The following is a 4,685-nucleotide window of genomic DNA, read 5'->3' on the forward strand; positions in this document are numbered from 1 at the left end:
TCATGTTGCACTTTTTTAGTGTGTGCTCACTTAAAAATTAACGTTGGCGTTTCTGTTTTGTTTAGTTTTCAAAGAACTACGTCTTAACGACGGAATATTATCATAACATAATTTATTTATGTTAGTCAATAATTTTTTTGAAGTTTTTTATCACATGAATGATAGAAAGCATCTTTCATGTTCATTAACTTCATTATAATTTCACCAAAAGACCAGCGTATACTTCACTAGAATTCCTCGGTGGATTTATAATATTACTATTTAAATATAATAAAGTCAACACTTTTATAAAAATAATTTCACTATCGACTTTCCTGTTCATTTACTTACTTAAAAACTACCAATAAAGAATTCATCTGTTTAACCAGATTCCCTTAGTGGGAATTACAATATTACTATTTTGATATAAATAAGTCAACACCTTTTTTCAAAAATAAGTTTTGTATGTCTTCTTGCTAAAAAGAACAAAATAAACATAACAATTCGTATACCGTTTCCTTATTAACTATGGAGGTCTGATGAATGGAGAGTATCAAACAATTGCTTCGTGATTATGAGTACCCCGAAGAATCGATTCCCTATATATTGAAAGAACTCGGAACAACCGATTATGAACAAGTGAAAAAACTAATCATGCCTTATGGCGACATAACAGCTAATCGATTGGACCGATTCCATTCTAATTTCAAGAAAGTATCTATTATTCACCATGAATGAAGTTGACTTTAAAACCACATAGAAACAGGATTAACCTACTTACCAAAGGCTAACCCTGTTTTATAATTCCAATCTCAACACCACTTCATCCATCTGCTCCTGCGTAATGCCTATGTACCGCAAAGTCTCAGTCTGGCTTGAATGATTCAACAGCTTCTGTATCATTGCCAGGTCAATTCCTTGTTTGTACGCAAAATAACCAAAGGTTTTCCTTAAAGAGTGCGTTCCAATGCGTTCTGTGATGCCTACGGAGCGTGCAGCTTCATTGAGGATGTCATACGCATGCTGCCGGCTGATTGGTCGTTTTTCACCTTTCTGACTCAAGAACAACGGCTCATCATAGCGTGCAGCTGGCCGTTCCATTTCTAAATAACGTTCTATTAATCGGCATGTTTTTTTATTAAGAGCGATGATTCGCTTCTTCTTCGTCTTTTTTTCCCTGAGATCCAGTCGGTCAACCACTCCCTTTTTCGTTAAAACATCCGCAACCTTTAATGCTAAAATATCACTGATCCTTAGTCCGGTATTGATTCCTAGTACAAACAAAAGCTCATTTCTCAACGTGGATGCACGTAAAATCTTCTTAATGGCCTCGATTTTGTCTCTATCTTTAATAGGTTGGACCGTCTGCATAAATACGACACCCCCTTAATCAGACAGCGAATACGTCAGATTTCTCTTAAAAAGGACTGTTGAAAAAGGACGTATAAACCCTTTCTGGAACAGGCTTGCAACGAAATAAAAAATCTGACATAACATCGTTGTGTAAGATTTTTATGATTTTGGCTATGTTAAATTACATTGTTGATAATGGGCATAATACTGCATCGTTGAGGTGAATCAGTATTATTTTGGAAATCTCAAGTCTCTTTTCAATTCTTGAAATGGTGTTTTATATGCGTCTGGGTATTTATAGATATGCTTTGTGAGAGCTTCCCAGTTGTTTCTCAGCTCTGGATGGATTTCTGTAGTATTTGCTATTCCGTATACTTGCAAGAGAAAATATAGGGTCTCCCAAATTAGAAATTCATCCTCTAATTGCAATAACATCTGAATAACATTCGGAATATACGCAAATGCTTGTTCAGGATTCATATCTTTTACAATCGAATCAAATGCATCACTAAAATACCATTCATTATTGTCGAGCTTTTCTTGCCAATCAAGGTAAACTTGGGTCAAGGCTTTATCTATCATTATCAATACACCTCTGTTCGTAATGGGCAAATATCAACAGTAAAGATTAACATAGCCATGATTTTAAAAAAATCTCCGCCATATCGGCAGAGCCATTAAGATTTTTTCACATCGATCAGCCAACCGTATTGTTCTTTTAACTGTTTTGCATGTTTGTCGGCTTCAGCTTTGTTTTTAAACGCAATCGTCATAAGATACGTGCTGCTGCTACTCTTTTTCGCCAATCCTGAAGCTTTAGCAATTCCAATTGCATGTGCCTCAGCCACCTTATCGAGAAAGGAAGCTGATTTTAAGAGTTTTGCTTCATTTGGATTCGAAATAAACATCGTTTCCGTTAAAACAGCTGGCATGCTCGTCTGGCGGACAACCGCAAGATCCTTCTCCTTCATACCGCGATCCGTAATATCGTATGGTTTTAAAACCTTCATCACTTCCTCATGAACGGCCTTCTGTAACTCCACCGTCTTGCCTGTTGTTCCTGGATAGCGATACGTTTCAAAGCCTTTGGACGTTGAATTAAAGCTGTTAATATGAAATGAACAAAACAAATCAGCCTTTGCTCTATTCACAATATTTGCGCGTTCTGAGAGCCCTAGATATACATCCTTATTCCTTGTATACATCACATCGCACTCGTAATGCGTTCTTAAATAAGCACCTGCTTTAAGTGCCAGGTACAACGTAATATCCTTCTCCATTAATCCATTTGCGGCAGCACCTGGGTCCTTCCCGCCATGCCCCGCATCAATAGCAATCAGCATCTTTTTCACCCTTTCCTTATCAACCTAACAAATCTCTATTGTTTTAATGATACGGTCAGGTCATTAATGGATTGTGAGAGTTGATCGATCTTTGTTTCCATCCGGTTTAATAGATAAAATGTCACCAAAATCGGAAAGCCAACTTCACTAATCATAGCCGCCCAATCCATACATACCACTCCCTTCCCTAAATAGACTAAAACGGAAGGCTACAGCACCTTCCGTCCTCGATTACACTAATTCGATATCTGCAGTCGTACGATCAATCATTCTAGCGCTTTTCACGCCCACGATATCCCCCTCAGACGATGTAAAAATATTCGCCTGAACCATTTGCTCCATTGCCGTTTTAATTTCCGTTGGGGTAAGAGAATCTTTCGGATTTCTAACCGAAATCTTGACAGTTCCTCCATCCTCACCATTAAAGGTTAACTCTAATGTTTTAGCCATGTCGCATTACCTCCTTTCTCGTTTTATTTCCAAATCACCTTACGGAAGTAAGTCATTGTTATCAATCGTCGTGAATCCACGCTGCGTGCCTTTACACAAACTCGCAATCGCTTGCGCAGTAGCTAATAAGGCATCAGGGGTTGCTGTTTTCTTGATGTTTGAATACGAATAACGCTTAATAATTGGATCCCCATCCGCATTGATACCGTCTTGAAACGCTAGTGATAGGGTCTTTTTCACATGAAATTCTGAAGCCATAATATCTCCTCCTTCCCCTTGGGATACCTCTACTATATACAGTACATCCAATCTCTTCCAAAAGGGTTTTAGCGTGAAATACCATGAAAAATGGGGGTTTTGTAGAATTTAATAGCCCGTATTCTTGTAACAAAATTGATTAGAGCTTATTACATCAAAAAAGCAGGAATTATCCTGCCGAGAAAATCGAATTCTTTCTATACGGTTCATGAATTTCGCCATAACACAGCTCGATACATCTAGCATTCTTTAGCTGTTCAAAACAAAACTTCTCCGAATGCATCACACTCACTTCATGCTGCGAGAGTTGAACGCCTGTGTGATGCCGCGATTTCTTATGAAAATGCGAAATCTCTTTGGCCAGAAACCAACCGGTTCGTGTCTGCCTGCCAATCGGCTCGCGCACAGTATAGGGAACTAACGTCATGCCATACGATAAAACGATGGGCACCAGATTCCTTTTCCCAACCAGCTTGCCATAGCGATTCCGATTAGCCGAAACACTTGTGCCGAAATAATAAAGCAACTTAGCTAAAAATGACTCACACTGTATATCTAAAATCTCCGTTGATCCATCTTTCCAATACATCAACACAGAATCGCCCTTATTTTCAGCATATACCGGAATAAATGCCTGACCTGAAGATAAGAACATTTCAACCTTCTTCCAATCCATTAAACTCATCCTTTCCGTATTAAGTTTTCAAGCTGAAAAACTATCTCCTTACGAAAAAAATAGACGATTTTCTCCAAATGCACTACTTGTTTTTCACTATGTAAACATCGAAAAAACAACAGAAAAAGGCCAAAAAGAAAGGATTCTCCCACTTTTTGGCCTGGTATGGGTTTGTAATGCTAAATAGAAGGTATATAGAAAAAGGGGGGAGCAGGTTGAGAGGTTGATTCCTTCACTAGTTTAATCATATGTTTTACGCAAAAGGAAATCAAAAAGCGAAAATTCCATTTTCAAGTGAGATTTCACGTTAAAAACAGCACTTTTTACGCTAAAAACCTGAATTTCTACAGTGAAATTCAGGTTTTTGAACGAAAAAACGGCATTTTGTAGTATTTCATTTATTTCTTCGATTTTGTGACGACTTTGAGAACATCTGCAGTCAGGCATAAAATTGGTTCTAATAAGTTTAATCATTTTCAACCTAGGTTGTTCCACAATCCTGCCAGTTACGACTGCTTATTTCGCAATAGCGCCCGTTTGCTGAAAATCGATATTTACATTCTTGGTGGTTCTGGTGCAAAGACTGCATTTATTTGAAAGAGGTATATAGATTCCTAATGGAATCT

General features: G+C 37.8%; 8 protein-coding genes. 1 reads left to right on the top strand and 7 read right to left on the bottom strand.

Annotated elements, in window-relative coordinates; translation table 11 throughout:
• The first annotated feature begins 522 nt into the window (after window positions 1-522).
• Window positions 523-717, top strand: coding sequence for a hypothetical protein (locus V7068_RS21805; protein ID WP_499714520.1), 195 nt, complete (start codon window positions 523-525; stop codon window positions 715-717).
• 60 nt (window positions 718-777) lie between these two features.
• On the opposite strand, the gene V7068_RS21810 is transcribed toward V7068_RS21805, so the two are convergent.
• From V7068_RS21810 to V7068_RS21840, 7 genes are all read right to left on the bottom strand, one after another.
• Window positions 778-1,350, bottom strand: coding sequence for a site-specific integrase (locus tag V7068_RS21810; protein ID WP_499714521.1), 573 nt, complete (start codon window positions 1,348-1,350; stop codon window positions 778-780).
• Between the two features lie 213 nt (window positions 1,351-1,563).
• Complete coding sequence (locus V7068_RS21815; RefSeq protein WP_499714522.1) at window positions 1,564-1,914, bottom strand: ABC transporter; 351 nt, start codon at window positions 1,912-1,914, stop codon at window positions 1,564-1,566.
• A 95-nt stretch (window positions 1,915-2,009) separates the two neighbouring features.
• Window positions 2,010-2,675 (bottom strand): N-acetylmuramoyl-L-alanine amidase, encoded by a 666-nt coding sequence (locus V7068_RS21820; protein WP_499714523.1) that lies wholly within the window; start codon window positions 2,673-2,675, stop codon window positions 2,010-2,012.
• 35 nt (window positions 2,676-2,710) lie between these two features.
• A complete protein-coding gene (locus tag V7068_RS21825; RefSeq protein WP_252283692.1) occupies window positions 2,711-2,845 on the bottom strand; it encodes a YvrJ family protein in 135 nt (44 codons plus the stop codon).
• Between the two features lie 61 nt (window positions 2,846-2,906).
• Window positions 2,907-3,125, bottom strand: a complete 219-nt coding sequence (locus V7068_RS21830; RefSeq protein ID WP_252283693.1) for a DUF2922 domain-containing protein — start codon at window positions 3,123-3,125, stop codon at window positions 2,907-2,909.
• Between the two features lie 39 nt (window positions 3,126-3,164).
• A complete protein-coding gene (locus V7068_RS21835) occupies window positions 3,165-3,383 on the bottom strand; it encodes a DUF1659 domain-containing protein (protein WP_252283694.1) in 219 nt (72 codons plus the stop codon).
• Between the two features lie 169 nt (window positions 3,384-3,552).
• Window positions 3,553-4,059 carry a hypothetical protein gene (locus V7068_RS21840; RefSeq protein ID WP_499714524.1) on the bottom strand — a complete coding sequence of 169 codons (507 nt, stop codon included), beginning with the start codon at window positions 4,057-4,059 and terminating at the stop codon, window positions 3,553-3,555.
• Between the last annotated feature and the right edge of the window lie 626 nt (window positions 4,060-4,685).

The organism is Bacillus sp. JJ634 (assembly GCF_036962285.1).
GTDB lineage: Bacteria > Bacillota > Bacilli > Bacillales > DSM-1321 > Peribacillus > Peribacillus asahii_A.

Coding starts and splice junctions, on each gene's coding strand:
- V7068_RS21805 (WP_499714520.1), top strand. CDS start 523: ATGGAGAGTATCAAACAATTGCTTCGTGATTATGAGTACCCCGAAGAA.
- V7068_RS21810 (WP_499714521.1), bottom strand. CDS start 1,350: ATGCAGACGGTCCAACCTATTAAAGATAGAGACAAAATCGAGGCCATT.
- V7068_RS21815 (WP_499714522.1), bottom strand. CDS start 1,914: ATGATAGATAAAGCCTTGACCCAAGTTTACCTTGATTGGCAAGAAAAG.
- V7068_RS21820 (WP_499714523.1), bottom strand. CDS start 2,675: ATGCTGATTGCTATTGATGCGGGGCATGGCGGGAAGGACCCAGGTGCT.
- V7068_RS21825 (WP_252283692.1), bottom strand. CDS start 2,845: ATGGATTGGGCGGCTATGATTAGTGAAGTTGGCTTTCCGATTTTGGTG.
- V7068_RS21830 (WP_252283693.1), bottom strand. CDS start 3,125: ATGGCTAAAACATTAGAGTTAACCTTTAATGGTGAGGATGGAGGAACT.
- V7068_RS21835 (WP_252283694.1), bottom strand. CDS start 3,383: ATGGCTTCAGAATTTCATGTGAAAAAGACCCTATCACTAGCGTTTCAA.
- V7068_RS21840 (WP_499714524.1), bottom strand. CDS start 4,059: ATGGATTGGAAGAAGGTTGAAATGTTCTTATCTTCAGGTCAGGCATTT.